Raw genomic sequence first — 25,914 nt, 5'->3', positions numbered from 1 at the left:
TGTCGCTCAATACTAAAACGATTTCGAAGTTATGGAGTGTATTTCTGTTTTTGACATGCTTAAAATTGGCGTAGGTCCTTCTAGTTCTCATACTTTAGGTCCTTGGCGAGCTGCTGAGCGTTGGATATACGAGCTAAAAGAAGCCAATCTTTTTGATAGTATCCAAAACGTAACTATAGATCTTTACGGATCGTTGTCATTGACAGGTAAAGGGCATGCTACTGACTTAGCAGTCATGCTTGGTTTAAGTGGTGCAGATCCAGAACGCATCCCAACAGATACCATAGACATTATTATAGCATCCATTAATAATACTGAAAAATTAGTTTTAAATAACGAGCGTGTTATCCCTTTTGACATCAAAAAGGATATTGTTTTTAATCGTGCCTTCTTGCCTTTTCATGCTAATGGAATAAAATTTACCGCTTTCGCGGAAAACCAAATAAACACCTCTACCTTCTACTCTATTGGTGGTGGTTTTGTAGTTAAAGAAGAACGAACGGTTGATGCCGAAAATAAAGAACTAAAAAAAGAATTTCCTTTTCCTATTGATAAAGCTTCAGAACTATTAGCTTTTTGTAATAATGAAAACAAATCTATTTCTGAAATTGTTTTAGAAAACGAACGCTCACTTAGATCTGACGAGGATATTGATTTTGAGCTAAAACGTATTTGGGACACCATGTTAGAATGTATGTTTGTTGGTTGTCACACTGAAGGTAATTTACCAGGAGGTTTAAATGTTAGACGTCGTGCTTTTGACACACACCAAAGATTGAATATAGAAGTCCCATACAACACACCTCAAGAATGGTTAGAAAGTATTAGACATAGTGAAGTTAAGTTTAGACAAATACTAAAGTGGGTTAGTTGTTTTGCATTAGCTGTTAACGAGGTAAATGCCTCACTTGGACGTGTAGTAACTGCACCAACTAACGGAAGCGCTGGAGTAATACCTGCTGTATTAATGTATTATATGGTTATTGAAAATCATGATGCTAACTTTGACGATATAAAAACCTTTTTATTAGTCGCTAGTGAAATTGGTAGTATCTTTAAAAAAGGAGCTACAATTAGTGCTGCAATGGGTGGATGTCAAGCCGAAATTGGAGTGTCGTCTGCAATGGCTGCTGCTGGATTATGTCAACTTTCTGGTGGAACACCAGAACAAGTTATGATTGCTGCAGAAATAGCTATGGAACATCACCTTGGACTAACCTGTGACCCAATTGGTGGCTTAGTACAAATACCTTGTATAGAGCGCAACAGCATGGGAGCAATTAAAGCTATTAACGCAGCAGAACTTGCTCTTGACACAGATCCAAAAAATGTAAAAGTACCTTTAGATAAAGTTGTAGATACTATGTGGGAAACTGCAAAAGACATGAATACCAAATATAAAGAAACCAGCGAAGGTGGTTTAGCAGTTCGTGTAAGTTTGGCAGATTGCTAATTAAAAGAGCGTCTGGTATCTACTATATAAAATATTTTCCACTGTCTGTTCTCTTTTATTAATTGAAACGAGTTAACACCACAATGCCTTTTTTTGTCATTATACCAAAACTCATAAGGTGTCCAAACATTAGCCATATTACCATCAATCTTCACTTCAAAACTTAATAAAACTTCTTTAAAAGAATCAGTTTCTGGAATTGATTTAATTTGACCCACAAAAGCTTTAAAGTTAGTCAAAGACAATGTTACATCTTTAGACGTTGTTTTACTAATAGATTGCATTAGTACAGTTTTATAAACGGCATTATACATTTTAGTGCTATCCTGAGCATGAAAGCCCTCAAAAAAGTTAGTGATTGTTTTTATAACCATCTCTTCTTCTGCATTATTTTGTGCATGGAGAAAAGCAACGTTCAACACAAAAAAAAGACTAAAAACAAATCTCATATACTATTTTAATTTATTATTAAAACGTAAATATAAGATTTTCAGTAGTAAAGAAAAATTTAGTCTTAATCCTTAATTTTGTACATTTACAATCCATACAAAAACGAAACTAAATATGTCTGTAGCTAAAAAAGAATATAAAAGAGTAACTGTTAAGTCATTGGTAGAAATGAAAAAAAATGGAGAAAAAATCTCTATGCTAACTGCTTATGACTACACTATGGCTAAAATAGTTGATAGTGCTGGTACTGACGTTATTCTAGTAGGTGATTCTGCTAGTAATGTTATGGCTGGACATGAAACTACTTTACCAATTACACTAGATCAAATGATTTATCATGCGTCATCTGTAGTTAGAGCAATAGACAGATCATTAGTTGTGGTTGACTTACCTTTTGGTAGTTACCAAAGTGACCCAAAAGAAGCTTTACGTAGTGCTATTAGAATCATGAAAGAATCTGGTGGACATGCGGTTAAAATGGAAGGCGGTAAAGAAGTAAAAGACTCTATTAAACGTATTTTACATGCAGGAATACCTGTTATGGGACATTTAGGGTTAACTCCTCAATCTATATATAAATTTGGTACTTATACTGTTCGTGCTAAAGAAGAGCAAGAAGCTAAACAATTAAAAGATGATGCCTTGATGCTTGAAAAAGCAGGTTGTTTTGCATTAGTTTTAGAAAAAATACCTGCTAAATTAGCTCAAGAAGTAGCAGAAAGTGTGTCTATTCCTGTAATTGGTATTGGAGCCGGAAATGGTGTTGATGGTCAAGTACTGGTTACTCATGACATGATTGGAATGACACATGAGTTTAATCCAAGATTTTTACGTCGTTACATGAATCTTTATGAAGACATGACAAATGCTTTTATACAATATGGTAAGGATGTTAAAAGCGGAAATTTCCCAAGCGATAAAGAACAGTATTAACTTACAATAGTTAACAAATAAAATGTCAAAGACATTATCCAATAAAGACAATTTAAAGGTTGTTTATGAAGATAATCACATTATTGTAGTAAATAAACGTGCTGGAGATATTGTACAAGGAGACAAAACAGGAGACACACCCTTAAGCGATGTTGTTAAAAACTATATAGCAGTTAAATACAACAAACCAGGAAATGTTTATTTAGGTACTGTCCATAGGTTAGATAGACCAACAACAGGATTAGTCATTTTTTCTAAAACAAGTAAAGCATTACCACGTTTAAACAAGTTATTTGTATCTAAAGACATCTCTAAAACCTATTGGGCATTAGTAAAAAACCCTCCAGAAAAACCATCTGGAACCTTAGTACATTGGCTTAAAAAAAATCCCAAAAACAATAAATCTAGAGCCTACAAAAAAGAAGTTCCTGATAGTAAAAAAGCTATATTACATTACAAAATTTTAAAAAAACTAGACAATTATTATCTATTAGAAGTTAATCTAGAAACAGGACGTCATCACCAAATACGTGTACAATTATCCACAATAGGAAGCCCAATAAAAGGAGATTTAAAGTACGGATTTAACCGTAGTAATAAAGATGCAAGTATTAGCCTACATGCCAGAAATATCACCTTTATTCATCCAGTATCTAAAACCGATTTAAATATTACAGCTCCTTTACCTAAAGACCCTATTTGGGATGCTTGTCTTTAGTTTTTTGGCGTTACCACAAGGGTCGTGTCATCCATTATATCTTTTTTTGCCATATATGGCAGCAAAAAAAGGATGCCATTTCTACCACTAACGCAATAATAACAACCTTATAAAATAGTTATCTTTAAAATAAAAAAACACCTATGATACCAGATCTATTAAATGCTCAAAAAAAGTTTTTTAAAACAGGGCAAACCCAAGAGGTAGCCTACCGTAAAAAAGTCTTAAAATCACTTTTAAACCATTTAATAACTAGAGAACAAGACATCACTGAGGCGTTATATAAAGACTTTAAAAAACCAGAATTTGAAAGTGTTTTAACCGAAACTGCTATTGTAATACAAGATTTAAAACATACCATAAAAAAATTAAGTAAATGGGCTAAACCAAAACGTGTTTTTCCTGCTTTATTAAATTTCCCGTCATCAGATTATTTGTATTCTGAACCTTATGGAAATGTTTTAGTCATCGCACCTTGGAACTACCCTTACCAACTAGCAATAGCTCCTTTAGTTGGTGCTATTGCAGCAGGTAATACAGTTGTACTTAAACCAAGCGAACTTACACCAAACACATCTGCTTTATTGAGTGATATTATTAAAAAGGTATTTAAACCAGAACACGTTACTGTAGTACAAGGTGGTGTTGGTACATCTACACAATTATTACATCAACGTTGGGATTATATTTTCTTTACAGGAAGTGTTAATGTTGGCAAAATAGTAGCTAAAGCAGCAGCACCAAATTTAACACCAATAACGTTAGAGTTAGGCGGAAAAAACCCTTGTATTATAGACGAAACTGCTAATATTAAACTTACTGCAAAACGAGTAGTTTGGGGTAAATTTGTTAACGCTGGTCAAACCTGTATTGCTCCTGATTATGTTTTGATACATCACACAAAAAAGGAAGCCTTTTACAAAGCTATACAACATGAAATAGAATTAGCTTATGGACAAAACCCTGAAGACTCAAAAGATTTAGCTAGAATCATAAATATCAAAAATTTTGAACGTCTGTCTGAGTTATTGGTTAATCAAAAGTGTAAAATTGGTGGTCAAACTAATGCTAAAGATCTTTATATAGCTCCAACTATTATTGACGAACCAAAATTGGATAGCGAAGTCATGAAAGATGAAATATTTGGACCAATTCTACCTGTAGTTTCTTATCAAGATGTTTCGGATTTAGATCGTATAATACTGTCTTATAACAAGCCTTTAAGCTTGTATGTATTTAGCACAAATTCCGCAAAAGCGAAACAATTAATAAAAAAATATTCGTTTGGAGGTGGTTGCATAAACGACACTATAGTGCATTTTGCAAATCACAGATTACCGTTTGGAGGTGTTGGTAACAGCGGAATTGGAGCTTATCATGGTCAACATACTTTTGATACATTTAGTCATAAAAAAGGAGTCGTAAAAAAAGCTAATTGGTTAGATATTCCAGTACGCTATGCACCTTATAAAGGTAAATTAAACACTGTTAGAAAAGTACTTAAATGGTTGTAGCTTCCTGCAATGTTTATACGGGTTGATTTAAAGGATATTCTAGTTGTAACTTAACACCTTCTCCTGGATTTGATTGTAGACTAAAATTAGTATTTATAAGCTCTGCACGACTTTTCATATTTAATAATCCAGAGCCTTTTTCTACAGTTTCTGAGTTAAAACCCTTACCATCATCTGTAGCTTTTATAACTAATTTATCTTGCTCATAATTAAGAATAACTGCAAGGTTTTTAGCATCAGAATACTTAACTGTATTGGAAAAAAATTCTTGTAATATTCTAAATATTATAATTTCATGCTTTTTATTATTAAAAGGTATGACTTCCCCTTTAACATGTAGTTCTGCAGAAGCAAACCTCATCTTTTTAAGTCTATTTAACTCATTTGTTATGGATTGCTCAAAACCAATATTTAAAACAACTTCATTGTTTAAAGATCTGGATAGCATCCTTACTTCTTTTAAACTTTGTTTAACAAAATCTGAAGCTTCAGAAAAATTGTCTTGTGCTTCAGTATTCAGTTTGGTTTTTAAGATGTTAAGCTGCATACTAGCAGCTGCTAACAATTGTCCCACATTATCATGTAGCTCCCAACCAATATTTTTTAAGGTTTGTTCTTGTATTTCGGTTTGTGCATTTGACAATTCTGCTTCAAAAGCTTGTTGTTGCATAATTTGATCTAACAACAATTGGTTTTTTCTTTTTTGAAAAACTATAAAAAACAAAATAACAAGTGTTGTTACAACTATTAAAACACCAATCATGTAAATTAGTAAGTAACGCTCTGCTGCAGTGGATACTTGTGGTGATTGTAAAAGCAATAAAAGGTTAATCATGTTTGGTTGTGGTTTTTGAAACTATAGGTACAAAGTAAAAACAAGTATACATAAATATAACAGTAAACAAAAATAGCTAACGTTTTTAATTTTAACATACAGTATTGAAGACAAACACTCAAACTTTATATATTTATTGATTAAAAATAAATAAAAGCTTTGATATCATATTATTTCAATAGTTCAGATCTTGAAACTAAAAGTCCGATAGCAAATGTAGTATACATAAACAAGTTTGAAAACACGTAAATACTACGTTTTAAGTTAATAAAGCTTTTATCTTCTAAGATATAATACTTATCATAAAAGACTAATGGTGTAACAATTAACCACCATAAAAACAAAGATATACTTATATAAAAATAAGGAGATGTTGAAAATTTTAATAAATCCTCGTTTTGTAATAATTGTATAAAATATATTGAAGTACACCCGATAATTAATATTGCTCCAAATATGTATATTACAGGATCTGAAGTGTAAAATAAACTATCAAAATCAAAAATAACCTTTGCAAAACAATAAATCCAGAATGATAGTAAAGTTATTTTAATAACTTTTTTTAACAATATATCTTTAAAAAGTTTGATATAGAAAAAAGTCAAAAAAGAAACTGCAAATACATCAAAAAACAAAGTAAACCACCAAGTATTATAGGCAAACTTAGTTCCTTTTATAGGTTTAAAAAACTCAAATTTATCTAAATAAAGAGTATATGAACCAAAAAAGTCTACAAAAAACAAAAACACTAAAATTTTAATAAAAAAAACAACAGCTGTGTCTTTAAATTTTTTCAAACAGAAAAGACCTATTACAGCTGTTGTTGCTTCTAAAATATGTGTAATTAGAAAATAATTTTTAAATAAAAAATCTAGCATTAGATTGTTTTATTGTGGACAACCTGATTGTGGTGGATTACCATTACCTGCTCTATCCATTCCGTTAGCTCCAATTATATCATGGTTACCACCATTTATTTCTTCAGTTGGCACCATAAAAATCGTCGTGTATCCTTTTTGATCTAATTTTGACACTTTATCTACTCCCAGATAAAACCTAATACCGTTCACAGATTTATTTTCTTCTTTAATCATTTTGATAAATGTTTCCATCTCTTCTAACGAGTACCATGAAGATCTGTTATCTGGTTTGCCGGCTGCTCTATCATTAGCATCTTTTCTTAATTTAGTCCATTGATCACTAAGCTCTATCGCTTCTTTTGCTGTAATCACTCCTTGTGGTTTTGACATCTTTTTTAATTATTGTTAATAGTTATTAATAGCTAGAGCACGAAAGTACTTAAATTATATTAATAGTTAAAGTTTTCTTTTAAACTAGAAACCTTACCAAAGACTAAGAAAAACTAATATTTTGATCAAATCATATATTGATGTTATTTTAAAAAACAAATCATACTATTATAAAACATACAGAATCAATGTTTTGAATCAATATAATATTCAATCATACATATTTATTTAAAGTATTCAATTCTAATTAATTTTTTTTGGGCAAATTTTGAGGTTTTGAGACAAAAAAACCAATTGCAAATAACATATACATTACGAAGTTTAATGTTAAGTAAATTTGCCATTTTAAAAATATATACTCCCAATCGCTATTAACCATATACACATCGTAAAAAGTTAAAGGTGTAATAACTAGCCACCAAATAAATATGGCAATTGCTATATAGAAATAAATGAATTTATAAAATTTAAGAATTTTATTAGTTAGCAGTAATTCCATAAAATACAATATACTACAGCTTAAAATTACAAAAGCTCCAGCAATTTGAATCATAGGAAAAAACTGAATAAAAAACAAGTCTCTGTTATAGAAGATATGAATTGATGAAAATAATATAAAACAATATGTAGTAAACTTTAATATCTTTTTGAATTTTTTATTTGCTATTACTTTCTGAAATAGTACAGAGAATAATACAATCACTACCACATCAAATGCTAGAGTATACCACCAAAAATTTTTTTTAAATACCGAACTAAATATGGGATCAAAAAAATTATGTAACCCTTTAAGTTTATAATATGACCCAATGACTTCAATTAAAAATAAGAATAATACAATCTTTATAAAAAAAATAGCAGGTGTCCCTTTGTATTTCCTGTAAGAAACAATTCCAGAAACAACTGCTATCAGAATAAAAAATTTAGTTAAAAAACTATAGTTTTGATGTAAAAAATGCTCCATATAAATTAGTTTGGATATCCTTGATCTGGTGGCATTCCACCATCACCTCTATCCATTCCATTGGCACCAATTATATCTTGATTTGTATTACCATTTCTTTCAGTAGGAACCATAAATATGGTAGTATACCCTTTTGGATCTTGATTAGTTGTTTTTACACCTAAGTAGCATCGGACTCCATTTACTGCTGAATTTTCATCTTTTATCATTTTGATAAAAGCTTCCATATCTTCAAGAGAATACCATGTTGATCTATTATCAGATTTACCTGCTGCTTTATCATTGGCATTTTTACGCAAATTAGTCCATGCATCATTTAATTCTTCAGCTTCAGTCGCTGTGATTTTTCCGGTTGGTACTGACATTTTTTGATAATTATTTAAAGTTATTAATAGCTAAAACACTAATGTAATAAAAAAAATGTTAATTTTTTAAGAAAATCAACCCAACCATCCTTCTCTATCTAAACTTCTGTATTGTATTGCTTCACTTATGTGATTTCCTAGTACAGCGTCACTACCTTCCAGATCTGCAATAGTTCTAGAAACTTTTAAAATTCTGTCATACGCTCTAGCAGAAAGATTTAAACGTTCCATTGCTGTTTTAAGTAATTGTTTTGAAGCCTCTTCAAGTTTACAATATACCCTTATTTGCTTTGTGGACATTTGTGCGTTATAGTGTACATTCTCAAAATCTTTAAACCGTAGGGTTTGTATTTGACGTGCTTTAGTAACACGTTTTCTTATATCAACTGAAGATTCGCCTTTACGTTCTTCTGATAATTTTTCAAAAGGAACAGGAGTCACTTCAATATGAATATCTATTCTATCTAAAAGTGGTCCAGAAATTTTACTTAAATACCGTTGCATTTCTGCTGGACTGCTAGTTACAGGTGCATCAGGATCGTTAAAATAACCACTTGGACTAGGATTCATACTAGCAACTAACATAAACGATGATGGATAGGTTACTGTAAACCTAGCTCTAGAAATGGTTACTTCTCTATCTTCTAAGGGTTGACGCATGACTTCTAAAACACCTCGTTTAAACTCTGGTAATTCGTCTAAAAATAAAACTCCATTGTGTGACAATGATATTTCTCCTGGTTGTGGATATGCTCCTCCTCCGACTAAAGCAACGTCACTAATAGTGTGATGCGGACTTCTAAAAGGTCTTTGAGCCATTAATCCTGAATCTTTGACACGTCCAACTACACTATGTATTTTTGTTGTTTCTAAAGCTTCATGTAACGTCATTGGTGGTAAAATACTAGGTAAGCGTTTTGCTAACATCGTTTTTCCAGCACCTGGAGGACCAATCAAAATAATATTATGTCCACCTGCTGCTGCAATTTCCATACAACGTTTTATACTTTCTTGGCCTTTAACATCACTAAAATCAAACTCCGGAAAATCAAGACTTTTTTCAAATTCTTTTCTTGTATCAATTATCGTTTGCTCTAAAGCTTCGCCTTTATCAAAATAATTAATGACTTGTTTAATATTTTCGACGCCATACACTTCAAGGCCATCAACAATAGCAGCTTCTTTAACATTTTGAATAGGAAGTATAAATCCTTTATAACCTTCTTCCCTAGCCTTAATAGCAATTGGCAAAGCACCTTTAATAGGTTGTAGTGTTCCGTCTAAGGATAATTCACCCATGATTAAAAACTCTTCCAAATTTTCAGCAACTATTTGCTTTGAAGCTGCTAAAATACCCATTGCCAATGTCAGGTCATAAGCAGAACCTTCTTTACGAAGGTCTGCAGGTGACATATTGATAATTATTTTTTTTCCAGGAATTTTATAACCATTATTTTGAAGTGCAGCTGCAATTCTAAAATTACTTTCTTTAATTGCATTATCCGGAAGTCCAACAAGATGATAGCCAATACCACTATCTACGTTAACTTCAACGGTTACTGTTGTAGCTTCAACACCAAAAACAGCACTTCCAAAAACTTTTTTAAGCATAAAATGGTTAGTTTAGTTACTAAATGTAGGAAAAAGTTTTCTAAAATTTACTTCAAAACTGTAAACTCTATTTCTGAATCATTATAAACTTTATGTGTTTGCGCTTTAAAATCTGAAGCTTTAGTTTCAAAAATATTATCTACATAAGTTTGTGGATTAATATCTATATAAGGAAAAAAGGTACTTTGCACTTGTACTTGTATCTTGTGTCCTTTTTTAAAGGTATGTAATACGTCTTGTAACTTAATATTAACAGCTGTTTTTTGATTTGGCACAAAAGGTTCTGGAGTACTCATACTATTTCTAAAACGTCCTCGCATGGTTTCACTTCTAACCATCATATGGTAATTACTAAGTTTTAAATGATCTTGAACATCGTCTGTGTTTTTGGTTTCAGCAGGAAACACATCAATAACTTTTACAATCCAATCTGCAGAAGTCCCAGTTGTTGACACTTGTAGTTTTGCTAGAATATCTCCTGCTAAAGTCACATCGTTTTCTAAAACTTCAGTTTCAAATGTTAACACGTCTGGACGTCTTGAAGCAAAACGTTGGTCGTCCGTCATAAATTTACGTGGTGTAAACACGACTTTAACATCTTCTGTGTAAGGCACAGGTTTTTTAGGATCACTAATAAAATCACTTGTTGCTACCATACGATTAGCTTGTTGTGTTAAACGTTGTTCTGGTTGCATAAAATAACTTTCCTTAACACTATTTTCTGGTGGCCAAGCTGTAAAATCTGTCCATTGTTTTGTACCTGTATTAAAAAAGTGAGCTTCAGGTAAATCTAACGTTCCGTCTGCTTTTCCTTTTAAGAAATGATTAAAGAATTTTGTTTCGATATTTTTTTGAAAATCATCAGAAATTTGATCACCAAAATGAATATTACCAACAACTTGACGGTCTTTATTTCTTGCCCAATCACCATGACTCCAAGGTCCAAAAACAACAGCATTGTAATTATCGCTATTTTTTTCAATACTTTTATAAGTATTAAAAGGACCATATAAATCCTCTGCATCAAATAAACCTCCAACAATTAAAGTCGCAGGTTTAACATCTTTTAAATGCTGAATAATACCTCTACTCTGCCAAAACTCGTCATAATTTGGATGACTTTTAATTTGGTTCCAAAACTCGTTGTCCTCACCATAGTATGTATTTAAATTACTAAGTGGTCCAGCGTCTAAAAAAAACTGGTATTGGTCCTCTGTACCTATTTCTGGAAATTTATACCAAGCCTCTTTTGTAGGTTGATCCTTCATGTAACCAAACACAGAGGTTGCTCTCCAATAACTTAATAAAAAAGCACCATTGTGGAAAAAATCATCAAAAAAGAAATCTCCAATACAAGCTTGTGGTGACGCTGCTTTTAAAGCTGGATGACCAGATAATGTAGAATATGTGGTGTAAAAACCAGGATAGGAAATTCCCCAAGTACCAACGTTTCCATTATTATTTTCAACATTTTTAACCAACCAATCTATTGTGTCATACGTGTCACTAGCTTCATCAAATTGCTCACCTGTTTTGTTTGGTATAAATGCACGCATATTATCATAAACCCCTTCACTATTCCATCGTCCACGTACGTCTTGATAGACTATAATATTACCTTCTTTCATTAAATATTGATTAGGTCCTATTTTAGATTTAAACTCGTTATCACCATAAGGTTTACAACTGTAAGGTGTACGTTGCATCAATATAGGATACTGTTTTGACGTATCTTTAGGCGAGTAAATTGTAGTATGCAGCTTTATACCATCACGCATAGTAATGGATACTTCTTTTTTAGTGTAATGCTCTGCAACAACATAGTCATCTGTTACTTTTGCAGTGGTTTGGGTGTCAAGTTTTACTTGGTCTTTACAAGACGAAAATACTAGCGTTAAAACTAGTAGAATTAGGATACGTTTCATTAGTTTTTTATTTTGAAAAACTAAAGATAAGTATTTTATATATAAATTGAATAAGAGTACTAATCTACAATTCTGTTAAAAACTGAAGCATTCTTTGTTCTGAATAATAGGTCGCTTTGGTTTGATAAAAACCAACATGACCACCATATTTTGGCATTTCTAGATATAAATTTGGATTTTGCTGTGCAGCTTCAATGGGATAACATTCTTTGGATAAAAATGAATCGTTTTGAGCGTTTATTAATAAGGTCGGAATTGAAATATGTTTTAAATACTGAAGACTACTTGATTTTTGATAATAATCATAAGCATCCTTAAAACCATGTGCTTTTGAGGTATACACATCGTCAAAATCTTTTAAAGTTTTAACCGAATTGAAATCTGAACTATTGATTTTTTCAGGAAATTGTTGTTGCTTCTGTTTTAGTTTTTCTTTTAAATCTTTTAAAAATTTAGTAGAATACATAACATTTCCTGATGCCATTAAACGCTGTAAGGATCCTTTTAAATACACAGGAACAGAAACGGTTACAGCTGCTTTAACTTCTTTAGGAAGCTTAGCGGTTTCACCTAAATACTTTAAAATAAGATTTCCTCCTAAACTAAAACCATTTAAGTAAATAGTATCATAACGATACTTAGATGTTATGTAGTTTAAAACTGAAGCTAAATCGTCTGTTTTACCAGAATGATATGATTGAAAACTTGTATTAACCTCTCCACTACAACCTCTTAAATTTATACAAACTGCATCAATACCATTTTGGTTAGCTATTTTTGCGGATCCTAACATATAATGACGTTGTGCATTACCTTCTAGACCATGAATGATAATTAATAATTGATTAGTTGGTGCATTTGCATGGCTCCAATCTAAATCTATAAAGTCTGAATCAGGTAAAGTAATGCGTTCTCGTTTTTGAGTTACGCCTTCTACTTTACGAAATAAACCAGAATATATGGTGGATATATGTCCATTTCTGAACATAAATTTAGGCTTGTAATGTGATTCAATTATTGGCATAGATTATTTTATTGATAGTCCGAAATATTAATTAACCTCTAAACTAGTAAACTCAAATTTTCCGCCATCAAACAACCCTTTATCACTTAATTTAAGCGCAGGAATTACCAATAAAGCCATAAAAGATAAGGTCATGTAAGGTGCATTTAATGTTGTACCCAGTTGTTTAGCAAACGTATCCAATTCTGCGTAAGCGTGACCAATAGTTTCTGCATTTTTATCACTCATAATTCCAGCTACAGGAAGCGATACTATTTTTTGATGTGTATCTGACACAGCACAAATACCACCTTTGTTTTCAATTATTAAATTTACTGCTTTACAAATAGCTTCATCGTTTACACCAACTGCAATAATATTATGAGAATCATGTCCAACAGAACTTGCAATAGCACCTTCCTTTAATCCAAAGTTTTTAATAAATGCTAGTGCTGGCTCATCATTTTTATAACGGTTAACCACTGTCATTTTTAAAACATCTGTTTTTGTATTAGATACCAAGTTTCCGTTGTGTAATGTTGCTTCTTCTATAAGTTGATTAGTAACCAATTGACCTTCTAAAGCTTCAATAACTCTAATTTGTTTAGCTGTACTTTCGACTTTAAAATCTTCTATTGTTTTAATTTCTGTATCAAAATTATTAAGATTTTCAAACGCTACGTCTTTTACTAAGGACGTTCCGTTATCAAACACTAATGCTCCATCAATATAGGTTTGAAGCGTTTTAAATGCTTTTAAATCTTCAACTATAATAAAATCTGCAACATCATTTTTTTGCAATAAGCCTACATCCAAATTATAATGCTTTACAGGATTAATACAAGCCACTTGTAATACTTTAAAAACATCAATTCCTTTAGCAACAGCTCTAGCACAAAGCGCGTTGATGTGGTTTAATAATAAATCATCTGGATGCTTGTCGTCACTACAAAACATCATGTTTTGATAATGATCAGGTAGCAAATCAATTAACGCTTCAAAGTTTTTGGCAGCACTACCCTCTCGGATTAAAATCTTCATTCCTTTTTGAAGCTTTTCTAATGCTTCATCATAAGTAAAACACTCGTGATCTGTACTAATTCCTGCATTAATGTATTTAGTAACATCATCACCTCTTAAACCTGGTGCATGACCATCTACGGGTTTGTTGTAGTGTTTCGCCCAAGCTATTTTTTTAAGCACTTCTGCATCATCAAACAACACGCCTGGATAATTCATCATTTCGGCTAGATACTTTATATCAGGATTAGCCATTAAGGTTTTAATATCGTCGGAATCTATAATTGCTCCAGCAGACTCAAAAGTGGTCGCTGGCACGCAACTTGGCGCTCCAAAATTGAATTTAAAAGGAGTTTTTTTTCCGTTTTCAATCATAAACTCAACGCCTTTTACTCCTAATACATTTGCTATTTCATGAGGATCACTAACCGTAGCAATAGTACCATGTTTAACTGCTATTTTAGCAAACTCTGATGGGACTAACATCGAGCTTTCAATATGTATGTGTGCATCAACAAAACCTGGTAAAATGTAATGTTTTACATCGTGTTCTTTTTCTGTAATAGATTGTATTTTACCTGAATCAATGGTGATTTCTCCACTAAAAATGCGTTGGTTTTGTATATCTACTATTTGTCCTTGTATTGTTTTCATGTTGTACTATATAACAGTAAAAAAAATCCTGCGATTGCAGGACTTTTAATTTAATTTTTAAAATTTTCTAATCCAATTTCTAGCCATTTTAAATACTCGTCTGCATTTGGTGTGTAGGCTGTAGTATGATTTAGCAACTCCATTTTTTCATTTACTAAGACGTAAAATGGTTGCGAATTATTCTGGAAATTAAGGGTTTGTAATGTTGCCCATTTGTCTCCTATGGTTTTAATGTTTTTAAGCTTTCCGTTAGCTTTTACAAATTTAAATTGCTGGTCTTCAGGTAACTCTTTACGATCATCAACATATAAAGACACGATAATGTATTTGTCTTTTAATAGCTCGTATATTTTATCTTGACTCCACACCTGTTCTTCCATTTTTCTACAGTTTACACAAGCCCAACCTGTAAAATCTAACATGATTGGTTTGTTTTCTGCCTTAGCAGCAGTAATACCTTCGTCAATATCTTTATAACAATTTAATCCTAAAGGACAGTCACTATCTTTCTCATAAATACTGTATGGTAAAGGTGGCGGAAAACCACTTAACAACTTTAAATTAGCATATTTAGTATTAGTCAAACCAGGAATTAAATACACTACAAATGCACCTACTAATACTGCAAAAGATATACGACTAAAACTTAACTTTTTTAAAGGACTATCATGCGGAAACTTAATTTTACCCAATAAATACAATAATAATCCAATCCCTATAATAATCCAGATTCCTATAAATACTTCACGTTTTAAAAGTCCCCAATGTTTTACTAAATCTGCATTGGACAAAAATTTAAATGCCATACCTAATTCTAAAAACCCTAAAACAACTTTAACCGAATTTAACCAACCTCCAGATTTTGGTAACGAGTTTAACCATTTTGGAAACATTGCAAATAAGGTAAATGGTAATGCTAATGCCAAACCAAATCCAGACATTCCTGCTGTTAATTGCATTGCTCCTCCATCACTGGTTAAAGAGCCTGCTAACAATGAGCCTAAAATTGGTCCTGTACAAGAAAAAGACACAATAGCTAAAGTTAAAGCCATAAAAAAGATACCTATAATACCTCCAACTCTAGATGATGTTTCGTCCATTTTATTCCCCCAAGATGCTGGCAGAGTGATTTCATAAAAACCAAAAAATGAAAAAGCAAAAAACGCTAAAATCAAAAAGAAAATTATATTTAATATAACGTTAGTTGATATTGTGTTTAAAATTTCTGGATTTAATGAATCTAAAAAATGAAATGGTAACGAAAGTAACACATAAATAACCAATATAAACAAACCATATATTATAGCATTGGCTAACCCTTTTTGTGTGTTTTCTGCGCCTTTTGTAAAAAAGGACACTGTTAAAGGAATCATCGGGAAAACGCAAGGTGTTAATAAAGCAATTAATCCACCAATAAAACCAAGTATAAATATCCCAAAGTTAGTTTTTTCTTTAACTTCTTCTTTTTCGTATTTATCCCAACCTGTAACACCTAAATTTAAAGCTTTAGATTTTTCTAAATCTGTTGCATCAATATTTAATGTTTCAATAGCTGCTTCTGTACCATCTAAATTGTTTACAAACTCAAAAGTCGTTGGCGCCAAACATTTCTCGTCATCACAAGCTTGATAAAAGACTTCGGCTTCAATTTTTTTAAGCGCAGGATTTAAAACTTTAATTTTTTGTGTAAACACTGCTTTATCATCAAAATATGTAACATCCATTGCAAATGCATTTTCATATTTTGTAACTGTTTTAGACTCCTCTAATTCACCTATTAATTGATAGTCTTTATTGTCATTATCCTTAAAAGTAATTTCTGTTGGAATGGGACCCATTGGCTCAGTATTATTCTGAGAATAAATGTGCCATTTATCTTCTAAAGTAGCTGTATAAACTAATTGATAATCTGTGTCATTTAGTTTTTTAACAGATGATGTCCATTGTACTGGATCAAAAATTTTATTTTTTTTTTCTTGTTTAAGTTTAAACGTAACAATCTCGCTTTCAAAAATACATTTAGTATCATCACAGGCTTGAAAACTAATTTCGGCTTCAATTTGAGATACATTTGGATTTTTAAGCTTTATTTTTTGAGTAAAAGTTGCCGAATTATCAAAATAGGACAACTCCATTTGAAACACTTTATCAAACTTGGTAATACTTTCGCTTTCCGAAGCTTTACCAATTAACTCAAAATCATTGCTCAATGCTTCATCTTGATAGAAAAACTCAGTTGGTATTGCACCTCCTTCTGGTAAAGTCTGAGAGTATAAATGCCAATGATCGTCTATTGTTGCTTTATAGACTAAATTGTACTCTGTATCAGATATTTTATCAACTGTACCACTCCACTTTACTGGCTTTATTATTTGGGCATTAACGCTTAAAAAAGCGAAGAAAAATAATAGAATAGCTGCTATATGCTTCATTTATGATAGTTTAATTTTTAGTATTGTTTTGGTTTGGCTTGTAACTTTAAACCTATCGTCCGCACGATGGTTGACAACCCAAACAATTTTATCTTGGCTACACAATAATAAAACTTTTTGTTTTGCTAAAACAGATAATTTTTGGTCTTTAAAAAACTTGCCAAGTTTTTTCTTACCACGCATACCTAGAGGGTAAAAATAGTCTCCTTCTTGCCAATGTCTTACAGTTAAAGGTAATTTTAACTTTTCTTTATCAATATAGATTGTGGAAGGCTCAGATTTTTCAATGGTTGATACTGTTTCAAAAGATAAAACACCTGACAGAACATTTACTTCATTTTCAAAATTGTTGATTATAACTGAAGCTTCATTTTGATGCAGACCATCATTCGTTTTTAATTCACTTAAAATTAAAGTCTCTCTATCTTTTAACAATTGGTGTGTTGCACTTTGCACTTGCTTTCCGCTTTGTGCTGTCAATAAATGGACTATGTCTGTCCATTGCGTAAATCCGTAATCTTTAAAAATTTCATATAAATAAGCTTTAGGATTGTGGACTTTAATAAATTCTGAAATTTTATAACTAATCTGAGTATCATCAATATCAATAATTGCTCGTTTTAGTACAGCTTGCACACTTTCTTCAACAATATCTGAAGTGTCATTGATGTTACTTATCGTATTTTTAAAATTAGTCAATACATTACTATTGATATCTTTTAAAATAGGGATTACATCGTGTCTTAATTTATTACGAAGGTATTTAGTTGATGCATTACTGCTATCTTCCCTCCATTGTAGTTGGTTTAGATTAGCATAAGCTTCAATAGTTTCTCTAGAAAATTGTAGTAAAGGACGTACAATGTTTTGGTTTATTTCTGGTATTCCTTTTAAGCCCTCTAAGCCTGTCCCTCTTGTTAGGTTAATTAAAAAGGTTTCTAAATTGTCGTCCGCATGATGCGCAGTTAAAATATAGTCAAAATTTAACTGAGACGCTATATCCTGAAACCAATCATAACGCAAGGATCTTGCTGCCATTTGTATGGATTGCTTAGCGTTTTCAGCGTAAGCTTCGGTATTAAAACTTTCGGTAAAAATCTCTAAATCTAGACTGTCTGCTAAATCTAGAACAAATTTTTCGTCAGCATCACTTTCTATTCCTCTTAAATTAAAATTACAATGTGCTAAAGTTATATTTAAACTTGATTGTTTACATAAATGCGTTAAAATAACACTATCTAATCCTCCTGAAATAGCAATTAAAAGTTTGCTTTTTTTAAGAAAAGGAAGTGCTTTGTTTATGTGATTTTGGAAGTGTACTAGCATCTCTAAATTTAACAATTTCTAATTAACACCTTCTAAAACAGTTCTCATGGCTTTAGCTTTAATCAAACATTCTTCATATTCGTTTAAAGGGTCTGACTTTGCAGTAATGGCACCTCCAACAGAATAAGACACATATTTATTGGTTGCGTTGTATAAAATACTACGTATTACAACATTAAAATCAAAGTCGCCTGATGGCGAAATATAGCCAACTGCTCCAGAATATAGACCACGTTTGGTTTCTTCTAAAGATTCTATAATTTTCATTGCCGAAATTTTAGGAGCTCCTGTCATACTTCCCATCGGAAACGTACTTTTTATAACATCTATTGGGTGCGTGTTTTGATCTACCTCTGACGTTACTGTAGATATCATTTGATGCACTTGATTAAACGTGTAAATCTTACATAATTCTTCTACTTTTACGCTACCCTTTGTGGCTGTTTGTGACAAGTCGTTACGGACTAAATCTACAATCATAACGTTTTCACTACGTTCTTTTTCATCAGACACTAAATTATTTTTTAAAATAGAATCTAACATAAAATCGTCCTCGCGTTTTGCGGTACCTTTAATAGGTTGAGATATAATCTTAGTAGCTTCTTTTTTAATATAACGTTCTGGTGATGCAGATAACAAATACTTATCATTTAACTTTAAAAACGCTGCAAATGGTGGTTTTGAAATCGTGTTTAACTTATTATAAGTCTCTAAAGGATTTATTGTTGTGTCTTTAGCATAAAACTCTTGACAAAAATTAGCTTCATAAATATCACCTCTATTAATGTGACTTAACATGGTTTCAATTTTATTAAAATACTCGTCTTTATGTATTCTAAGCTGGATTTTTATTGGGTTGTTTTCATTGTGTAGATTAATATTTGCTTCGTCCTTGTAATGACGTATTTCATTTAAATCTGTTTCCACTTCATCATCAACCATTTTCAAATACTGTATTTCAAGATTTTCACCTTTAATTAAAAAGATTTTTTTAGGTTGAAAAAAATATAATTCAGGAAACGCTAAATCGTCATTATTTAAAGACTGAAGCTGCTCCACATCATTTTTTAAATCGTATGATAAATAACCAAAAACCCAATCGTTAGTAAGCGACTGATACTCTTTAAATTGCTCAAAAGCGTTATGATAATCGGTTTGAATTCCTGTAAAAGCATCCACAGCCAATACTGCGTCATAACTTGAATATTGTTGTTGGTAGTTATTAGAGTCTAGCCAAACAACATCATCAAACTGCTGGCTCCAAGTCAATAAATTTTGCTTGAATACCTCAGGATTAGTTAGTTTATGTTTTGTAATTGTTCTCACTGAAAAAAATGTTGGGTAAAGTTAAACAGAAATGTTAAAAAAAACGAGTATTTTAGTCATGAGATTAAATATAAGATAGATGTTTCAATTAAGTAATGAGGTATTAAAAATTTCGGTTAAACCGAAAGGCGCAGAACTATGTGAAATAGCGTCAGTCAAAAACGACAAGCAATTTATGTGGCATGCAGATCCTGATATTTGGGGAAGCTTTGCACCAAACTTATTTCCTGTAATAGGTAGTTTAAAGGATGACCAATACACATTTGAAGGTCAAACTTACAACATGCCAAAACATGGTTTTGTTAGACATAACAAAACCATTACACTAAGCAATCAAACCAAAAATAGCTTAACCTTTAGTTTAAAACATAATGAGGGTTTATTAAGACTGTTTCCTTTTAAATTTGAGTTTTTAATAACGTATACCTTAAACCATAATACCTTAGACATTACGCATACTGTAAAAAATCTTGACGATAAAGCCATTTATTTTAGTATTGGTGGTCATCCTGCTTTTAAATGCCCTGTTTATAATGACGAAAACTACACTGATTACAGTTTAGTATTTAATAAACAAGAAACCGCTAAAACCTATTTACTTAACAAGACCAATGGACTGGTTACTAACCAAACCAAACCGGTTTTTGATACTGAAAATAGTATTAATTTAAGACCAGATTTATTTAATGAAGATGCGCTTATTTTTAAAGACTTAAAATCAAGACAAGTCGCTTTGGTTAGTAAAACTCATGGCGAAATATTAAACGTGAGTTTTAAAGATTTTAACTATTTAGGGATTTGGGCAAAACCAAATGCACCTTATGTTTGTATAGAACCTTGGTTAGGTATTGCTGATGCTGAAAACACTACTCAAGATATAAAAACCAAAGAGGGTATTATTAAATTACCTATAAATGAAACATTTAATGCAACCTACAGTATACAAATACATGAGCAGCATTTAGGGTAAACAAAATATAAGTAGTAGTTTTGTAGGCTAAAATAATACGTTTTGAACTTTAGAGATTTAAATTTAAATACACCTTTATATAACGCTATTGACGATTTAGGGTTTACACAACCTACGCCAATTCAAGCAGAAGCATTTAATGTTGTTGCTAGCGGAAAAGACATGGTTGGTATAGCGCAAACTGGTACAGGTAAAACCTTTGCTTACATGTTACCAATACTTAAAAACCTTAAATTTTCTAAACAAGACAACCCTCGTGTTTTAATATTAGTACCAACTAGAGAACTGGTTGTGCAAGTGGTTGACGAAATAGAAAAATTAGCCAAATACATTAATACACGTGTCCTTGGTGTGTATGGTGGCACAAATATAAACACTCAAAAACAAGCTGTTGCACAAGGTCAAGACATTATTGTAGCAACTCCTGGTAGATTGTATGATTTAGCGGTTAGTCGTGTATTGCAACTAAAATCTTTAGAGCGTTTGGTTATTGACGAAGTAGATGTCATGCTAGATTTAGGGTTTAGACACCAATTAATTAATATTTTTGATATTCTTCCAGAACGCAGACAAAACATCATGTTTTCTGCAACAATGACTGAGGATGTTGACGATTTAATTACTGACTTTTTTACTGCGCCACAAAAAGTATCTATTGCTATTTCTGGAACACCACTTGAAAATATAGCACAAACCAAATACAGCGTTCCTAATTATTACACTAAACTAAATTTATTAGTCCATATATTACAAGATGCTGAAACCTATAACAAAGTTTTAGTTTTTGTGTCTAATAAACGAATGGCTGACAGATTATTTGAAGCGTTAGACGAGTTTTTTAAAGAAGAATTATGTGTTATACACTCTAATAAAACACAAAACTACAGACTACGTAGTATTGAGCAATTTAGAGAAGGTGTAAATCGTATTTTAGTGGCTACAGACGTTATGGCTCGTGGTTTAGATATAGATAACGTAACCCATGTGTTTAATTTTGACACACCCAATTTTCCTGAAAACTATATGCACAGAATTGGACGAACTGGTCGTGCTGAACGTGAAGGTCAAGCAGTTGTTTTTAGTACAGAAAAAGAACAAGACAGTCTTAAAAAGATTGAAGACTTGATGCAAATGGAAATTCCTGAATTAGAGATTCCTGAAAGTGTTACCATTTCTACTGAATTAATAGAAGAAGAACGTACTGTAATTAAAGAACGTAACAATCCAACAAAACGAAGAAAAGATGAAGATGCGCCTGGAGCTGCTTTTCATGAAAAATCTGCTAAAAACTCTAAAGAAAATTTAGGAGGAAGCTATAAGTTTAAAATCGCTGCCAAATATAAAAAACCTAAAACCAGAGGAGATAAAAATTACAATAAGCGTAACAAGAAGTAATAAAAAAGCGAACCAAATGGTTCGCTTTTTTTATGGTTTTAAGTTAGTATTACTTATAATTTAGCGACATCAACTTCTGAGATATATTCTAATAAAATACTTTTCATTTTTTTAGCATCTTCAAGCGTTAAACTAAAATCCTGACGTTTAAGCCCATGAGTAGAACGTAACCAGTTTTTAAAAGAGATATAAGAACTTTTACGCTTGTTTTGATAATAATCATAACTCTTATGTTTATCATTAATTATCTTAATTATTTTACCATTATTAGATAGCACAAAAGTCTTTTTGCACTTATAGGGTAATTTACCCAGTAATCTATCTAAATCAGAGTAATACGTCGAGTTTACGACTACTTTGTTTCCTTTTACGCTTACAATTTCAATCTCTTCATTTTCTTGCATCTCCTTAGCCCAAGAGTAATATTTAGAATAATCTTTTTTGTCTTCATTAACCACAAGCTTCTGCCAATACTCGGCAAAATTTTTGTGTAAAACTTCAAATACAGCAGTAGAATCTTTTTTATTAAAGTTTTCGATAAAATTTTCTACAATAGCTTTTTTTTGGTCTTGAGAAAAACCAGAAACTAAAAAAAAGCAAAACAAAAGTGATAAATAGGTTGTTTTCATGATAGGATATATTTATAATTTGAGATTACAAACATATAAATAAAAACGATTAAATACAATATTTATCGATAAAATGCATTTTAAATAAACATATAGAGGTTGTAATACATAAATCAACGATTAAAAGACTTAAGCGGTAATCATTGTTTTACTGTACTTTTATTCAATCTAACGGTATCAAATACTTTATTCAAAAAGGTATATTTAACTTTTTCACCATGTTGTGTCCAAACAGAAGGTATTGTTTCAGACCTGAAATTCTCCTTTATAAATATTAAAGAAACTAAAAAGTTAGGTTCTTTTTGTAATTCAAAATAACCGGATGAATCTGTTAAAGTCGAATCTTTACTATCTATAGCATATTCTTTTATTACGCTTACATTAACTAGTGGCTTGTTTTCATGATAAACATATCCTTTATAAATCGTAGGACTAGATTTACAGCCATTTAATATTAAAAACATTAAGAAAAATATAATCCTCATTTTAGTTCTATTGTAGTTAAACTTAATATAACTCAAAGTCACTAAAGCATGATTGACTTTGTGCTCTTTAATTACAATCTGTAATTTTTACAGAATGTTGTTTTACCTCCCCAAACCTTTATTATAAAGAATATATATATCTTCATTTCAAATCCAAATAAGTAAACAACATCAAGCTTAGAATGTCTTTTAGAAGCTATTAATCTGTTATATAATGGTTACACTTAAACCAACATTAATAATAACATTCATAATGTTTTATGTATTTTTTGTTGGAATCATTTATTGTAATAATTAATTTATCTTTATCATCATAGCTATAATTATAATAACCAATAGCATTTGTACGCATGTTCATATAAATAATCTCACTAAGACATTTATTCTTATATTTATACGTGTATTTTTTATTAATTTGAAGATATCCTCTACTTAATTGAGTATGCAAAACTTCTTTTAATAAATTGTTTTCATATATAAACTTAATTTCTTGTTTTCTGCCATTACTTAAAAAATCAATTGTAATTTTTTCAATCTTATTCTCTTCATTCCATAAATAACGATACACTTTACGGTCTTTCTTTATAGTTTTGATTTGGTTTTTAAGATTGTATTCATAATCGACAAACAGAAAATCATTATAATTGATTTGTTTTAAGTTTCCATTATCATAATAAGTTAATTTAGCATCATGAGTACCATAGTCATCTGTAACCTTTATTATATCAGGTTGCTCCGTTTTAGAATAAACATAATAAGCATACTTTGTACCATCGCAAGAGTTTTCAATTCTTTCAATGTAAAATTTAGCTTCTGTAAATCGTGCTAATGAATCATACTTGTAAGTATATAAAAGTTTATCTCTTTGTAAGACTTTGAATTCAGAAAATTCCGACTTATCAATACCTTTAATTTTATTTAAAACTAGATGATAATCTCCATAATCGCATATTCCCTGGCTATGAAGACTCAATGATAAAACAAATAGTACAAAGGAAAAAAAGTATTTTAAGCGGCTAATAGTAGCATTCATAATGGTATTCGTATTGGTCTTTATTTGTGTAATACGTTATAATGACTTTATCATCATTATTATAATTGTATAAACTATAAGAAAGCTCTGTTGTTGTAGAGTTACCATACTGTACTTTATGTAATTTATTGTTCTTATAAATATAGGTATAAGTACTTTGTGTTCTTATTTTATCAGGGCTTTCTTTAAAACGACTAATTTTAGTAATTGTTGATAATTTATTGTTGATGTATTTAAAATTATACTCTCGAATTATATAAAAAGGATCAGGAATTGTTATTTTTTTTATACGAGATTTTTCATCCCATTCATAGTAATAATTATAATCTTTATCTATTAGTTTAAGTTGATTCTTATTATCGTAGTCAAAATTAAAACTTGAAAGCACTTTTCCTTTTTTATCAGTATTAGTTATGGATTTTATTTTATTTAAATTATTATACTCTAGTTTTATCAAGTATTCATATTGTGTATCTTTAACCTCAATATTTTTAGGGAATAGGCTATCTGAATATTTGTAAGTAGCGTTTTCTATCTTGTAACAACCGGTTTCTATATCTTCTGCTCCATATATATTTCCATTACCTTTAAAATCTATGTTAACCAAACGACCAAAATCATCATAGCAGTAAACATATCTTATTTTTTCACTCTGAGGTTTATCATTATCGATAAATTTTATCATAGTAAAAGGAACTTTTTCAATTCCAATAATAGTATTGGTGATTAAATCGTAATTACCTAATTCACATAACCTTTGACTGTAAAGGTTAATTGAGGATAATAAGATAAATATAAGTGATAAAAATGTTTTCATTTAAATAAAATATTAATTGTTGAAAATAGGCCCTAAGGGCTTAATAACTTTAACTGGTTCTTGTTTCTTACGTGGTGGATACAAAGACTGATATTTTTCTTTAGCTTCAATAACACTAATTTTATTCAAATTTTCTTGAATATTATCTTCTACTTCGATATCTATATGAACAGCTGATTGATTTTGTTTATTAATATTATTTTCATAAACTAAAATAATATTTTCTATAAAACCTCCTGTTGCCAAAACAGTATCATTAACTCCAAATAATCCTATGTTATCATAAACATCTTGCTCATCTTTTATATTATTGTCATTTTTATTAAAGTACTGTATGCTATTACCAATAGACTCACAACCATGGCTATGAATATAAAATTTTCCAACATGAAAAAAACGATTTCCTCCAGGCAATATAGATCCTCCTGTTTCAAGGTTGCCTTTAATTCTAGGGTCATATATTCTTAAGCCATTATGCTCTGCATAATTATAGTTGTCTTTACCTCCTCTGAAACCTTTTGGTAATCTCTCATCAAAAACATTTAATTTTTTAAATATTGTTTCAATTCTCTTTTTAGTTTCTAAATTATCAGGCTTGTAATTTCGATTATTCTTATTATCACTTCTTCTTATTAGATAACCATAATACATTCCTGCTCTAGCCGGAGAAGAATAACTCAAATCATTAGATACTGACGTGTAATAATAATTTTTGTCTCCAATTTTCATTTTGATAACACTTAATATTGTTGTTCCATCATTATAAATTCTAACCATGTGTATATGAATTCTAATGATATCACTCT

At 30.8% G+C, this 25,914-nt stretch carries 23 protein-coding genes; 6 read left to right on the top strand and 17 right to left on the bottom strand.

What is annotated here, in order from left to right:
* Positions 1–31 precede the first annotated feature (31 nt).
* The gene (locus JAO71_RS13325) at positions 32–1,453 is read left to right on the top strand and encodes an L-serine ammonia-lyase (protein ID WP_203001302.1); all 1,422 of its coding nucleotides are present in this window, start codon (positions 32–34) and stop codon (positions 1,451–1,453) included.
* On the opposite strand, the gene JAO71_RS13320 is transcribed toward JAO71_RS13325, so the two are convergent.
* On the bottom strand, positions 1,450–1,902 hold the full coding sequence (locus JAO71_RS13320) for a nuclear transport factor 2 family protein (protein ID WP_203001300.1): 453 nt from the start codon (positions 1,900–1,902) through the stop codon (positions 1,450–1,452). The genes JAO71_RS13325 and JAO71_RS13320 overlap by 4 nt on opposite strands.
* 115 nt (positions 1,903–2,017) lie before the next feature.
* Between JAO71_RS13320 and panB the strand changes: the two genes are divergently transcribed.
* The 3 genes from panB to JAO71_RS13305 all read left to right on the top strand — a co-directional run bounded on the left by panB (position 2,018) and on the right by JAO71_RS13305 (position 5,068).
* Entirely contained in the window at positions 2,018–2,836 is an 819-nt protein-coding gene (gene panB / locus JAO71_RS13315; RefSeq protein WP_028290785.1) for a 3-methyl-2-oxobutanoate hydroxymethyltransferase, read from the top strand.
* Positions 2,837–2,858: 22 nt separating this feature from the next.
* Positions 2,859–3,554: an RluA family pseudouridine synthase gene (locus tag JAO71_RS13310; protein ID WP_203001298.1), complete on the top strand. Its 696-nt coding sequence runs from the start codon at positions 2,859–2,861 to the stop codon at positions 3,552–3,554.
* Between the two features lie 143 nt (positions 3,555–3,697).
* Positions 3,698–5,068 carry an aldehyde dehydrogenase gene (locus tag JAO71_RS13305; protein ID WP_203001296.1) on the top strand — a complete coding sequence of 457 codons (1,371 nt, stop codon included), beginning with the start codon at positions 3,698–3,700 and terminating at the stop codon, positions 5,066–5,068.
* Between the two features lie 13 nt (positions 5,069–5,081).
* On the opposite strand, the gene JAO71_RS13300 is transcribed toward JAO71_RS13305, so the two are convergent.
* From JAO71_RS13300 to JAO71_RS13250, 11 genes are all read right to left on the bottom strand, one after another.
* The gene (locus JAO71_RS13300; RefSeq protein ID WP_236011280.1) at positions 5,082–5,903 is read right to left on the bottom strand and encodes a sensor histidine kinase; all 822 of its coding nucleotides are present in this window, start codon (positions 5,901–5,903) and stop codon (positions 5,082–5,084) included.
* A gap of 170 nt (positions 5,904–6,073) precedes the next feature.
* Entirely contained in the window at positions 6,074–6,781 is a 708-nt protein-coding gene (locus tag JAO71_RS13295; RefSeq protein WP_116822639.1) for a hypothetical protein, read from the bottom strand.
* Between the two features lie 9 nt (positions 6,782–6,790).
* Complete coding sequence (locus JAO71_RS13290; protein WP_028290790.1) at positions 6,791–7,153, bottom strand: hypothetical protein; 363 nt, start codon at positions 7,151–7,153, stop codon at positions 6,791–6,793.
* A 969-nt stretch (positions 7,154–8,122) separates the two neighbouring features.
* Positions 8,123–8,482, bottom strand: coding sequence for a hypothetical protein (locus JAO71_RS13285; RefSeq protein ID WP_203001294.1), 360 nt, complete (start codon positions 8,480–8,482; stop codon positions 8,123–8,125).
* 75 nt (positions 8,483–8,557) lie between these two features.
* A complete protein-coding gene (locus tag JAO71_RS13280) occupies positions 8,558–10,093 on the bottom strand; it encodes a YifB family Mg chelatase-like AAA ATPase (protein WP_054850879.1) in 1,536 nt (511 codons plus the stop codon).
* Positions 10,094–10,140: 47 nt separating this feature from the next.
* The gene (locus tag JAO71_RS13275) at positions 10,141–12,018 is read right to left on the bottom strand and encodes a CocE/NonD family hydrolase (RefSeq protein ID WP_203001292.1); all 1,878 of its coding nucleotides are present in this window, start codon (positions 12,016–12,018) and stop codon (positions 10,141–10,143) included.
* A gap of 64 nt (positions 12,019–12,082) precedes the next feature.
* On the bottom strand, positions 12,083–13,042 hold the full coding sequence (locus JAO71_RS13270) for a YheT family hydrolase (protein ID WP_203001290.1): 960 nt from the start codon (positions 13,040–13,042) through the stop codon (positions 12,083–12,085).
* A gap of 27 nt (positions 13,043–13,069) precedes the next feature.
* Positions 13,070–14,695, bottom strand: a complete 1,626-nt coding sequence (ade, locus tag JAO71_RS13265; protein ID WP_203001288.1) for an adenine deaminase — start codon at positions 14,693–14,695, stop codon at positions 13,070–13,072.
* A gap of 50 nt (positions 14,696–14,745) precedes the next feature.
* On the bottom strand, positions 14,746–17,127 hold the full coding sequence (locus tag JAO71_RS13260; RefSeq protein WP_203001286.1) for a protein-disulfide reductase DsbD family protein: 2,382 nt from the start codon (positions 17,125–17,127) through the stop codon (positions 14,746–14,748).
* Positions 17,128–18,453: a tRNA lysidine(34) synthetase TilS gene (gene tilS / locus JAO71_RS13255; protein ID WP_203001284.1), complete on the bottom strand. Its 1,326-nt coding sequence runs from the start codon at positions 18,451–18,453 to the stop codon at positions 17,128–17,130.
* 18 nt (positions 18,454–18,471) lie between these two features.
* Positions 18,472–19,779: an anthranilate synthase component I family protein gene (locus JAO71_RS13250; protein ID WP_054850873.1), complete on the bottom strand. Its 1,308-nt coding sequence runs from the start codon at positions 19,777–19,779 to the stop codon at positions 18,472–18,474.
* Between the two features lie 79 nt (positions 19,780–19,858).
* Here JAO71_RS13250 and JAO71_RS13245 point away from each other — a divergent pair, with 79 nt between their 5' ends.
* Both JAO71_RS13245 and JAO71_RS13240 read left to right on the top strand, forming a co-directional pair.
* Positions 19,859–20,749: an aldose 1-epimerase family protein gene (locus tag JAO71_RS13245; RefSeq protein WP_054850872.1), complete on the top strand. Its 891-nt coding sequence runs from the start codon at positions 19,859–19,861 to the stop codon at positions 20,747–20,749.
* 42 nt (positions 20,750–20,791) lie between these two features.
* On the top strand, positions 20,792–22,144 hold the full coding sequence (locus JAO71_RS13240) for a DEAD/DEAH box helicase (protein WP_116822630.1): 1,353 nt from the start codon (positions 20,792–20,794) through the stop codon (positions 22,142–22,144).
* Between the two features lie 53 nt (positions 22,145–22,197).
* On the opposite strand, the gene JAO71_RS13235 is transcribed toward JAO71_RS13240, so the two are convergent.
* The 5 genes from JAO71_RS13235 to JAO71_RS13215 form a co-directional block, all read right to left on the bottom strand.
* Positions 22,198–22,773 carry a hypothetical protein gene (locus JAO71_RS13235; protein ID WP_116822629.1) on the bottom strand — a complete coding sequence of 192 codons (576 nt, stop codon included), beginning with the start codon at positions 22,771–22,773 and terminating at the stop codon, positions 22,198–22,200.
* Between the two features lie 140 nt (positions 22,774–22,913).
* Positions 22,914–23,258, bottom strand: a complete 345-nt coding sequence (locus JAO71_RS13230; protein ID WP_203001282.1) for a transthyretin-like family protein — start codon at positions 23,256–23,258, stop codon at positions 22,914–22,916.
* A gap of 235 nt (positions 23,259–23,493) precedes the next feature.
* On the bottom strand, positions 23,494–24,231 hold the full coding sequence (locus JAO71_RS13225; protein ID WP_203001274.1) for a hypothetical protein: 738 nt from the start codon (positions 24,229–24,231) through the stop codon (positions 23,494–23,496).
* Between the two features lie 43 nt (positions 24,232–24,274).
* Positions 24,275–25,108, bottom strand: a complete 834-nt coding sequence (locus JAO71_RS13220) for a hypothetical protein (protein ID WP_203001272.1) — start codon at positions 25,106–25,108, stop codon at positions 24,275–24,277.
* Positions 25,109–25,120: 12 nt separating this feature from the next.
* Complete coding sequence (locus JAO71_RS13215; protein WP_203001270.1) at positions 25,121–25,885, bottom strand: hypothetical protein; 765 nt, start codon at positions 25,883–25,885, stop codon at positions 25,121–25,123.
* Between the last annotated feature and the right edge of the window lie 29 nt (positions 25,886–25,914).

It is taken from the genome of Olleya sediminilitoris, assembly GCF_016785945.1.
Classification (GTDB): domain Bacteria; phylum Bacteroidota; class Bacteroidia; order Flavobacteriales; family Flavobacteriaceae; genus Olleya; species Olleya sediminilitoris.
The sequence above is the reverse complement of the archived record's forward strand: the minus strand, read 5'-3'. Positions and strand labels throughout refer to the sequence as shown.